Consider the following 953-nt stretch of genomic DNA (forward strand, 5'->3'; position numbering starts at 1 on the left):
GGCTCAACATCCAGCCCTGCGCCCTGTAATTGGGTGCGTAAGTGGGTGGCGTTCCATGTGTCAAAACCTACCAGTTTGATATCAAAGTGCTGGCTGTCTTTGAGAATATCATCACGGATACGGTCATAATCAATGCAATCGCCTTGCGTGGTGCGTATCCAGCCCATTTGCGCCCATTGACGATATACCGCCCGGTTCTTATTGGCGGGATTCTGTAGCTGGGCTTCGGGTAAATAATGGCGGGTCAGTAGTAACAGTTCATTGTCTACGGGGAATGTGTAACAAATACTGGTGATATCGCCCGTTGAGGATAAATCGAGTCCGGCGTAACACTCCAGCCCTTTGAGGTCGTTTTCATCGTATTCTGTCTGGCAGGCTTTCCAAGCCCCGTCACCCATCCACGGCATTTCACCCTGACACCAGATATTAAAGCGTTTGGTAAGCATTTCTGTCCACTGCGAGGGAATACCGCGCGCTTTCTGGATAGTGTCATGCAAGGCGGCGCTGTCTACCGATATATTCAGGTTTGGATTGGCCTTTATCCAAAGCTGCTCATCATCAATCTCGTGCTCGTCGTCCAGTTCGTAGATCAGGGCAAACAGCGATTCATTTTGCTCTTCGCCCTCCAGTATCTGGCAACAATAATCATAGTGCTGTTTACAGGCGGAGATCACGTTACTGCCCGCTGTGGTAATGGCAAACAGAATGCCTTCGGGACGTGCGCCCATGCCCAGTTCAAGAGCAGAATATACGGCATTATCAGGGTGCAAATGGTACTCATCGACAATCGCCAGACTGGGATTAGTGCCCTCAATGGTGGAGGCTTTGGCGGCCAGTGGCTTTAACAGGCTGTTACTCTTTGGATAGGTCACTTTGTGTTGCTGGATAGCGACCCGTTTCTTGAACGGCTTGGATAGCAGGCACATCTGACGGGCATCATCAAACACAATGCG

The 953-nt window shown here is 50.5% G+C and carries 1 protein-coding gene; it reads right to left on the reverse strand.

The window, feature by feature from the left end; genetic code table 11:
• On the reverse strand, positions 1-953 hold a 953-nt coding region (locus Xbed_RS18825), incomplete at both ends, for a terminase large subunit (protein ID WP_139837559.1).

This window comes from Xenorhabdus beddingii, from assembly GCF_002127545.1.
GTDB lineage: Bacteria > Pseudomonadota > Gammaproteobacteria > Enterobacterales > Enterobacteriaceae > Xenorhabdus > Xenorhabdus beddingii.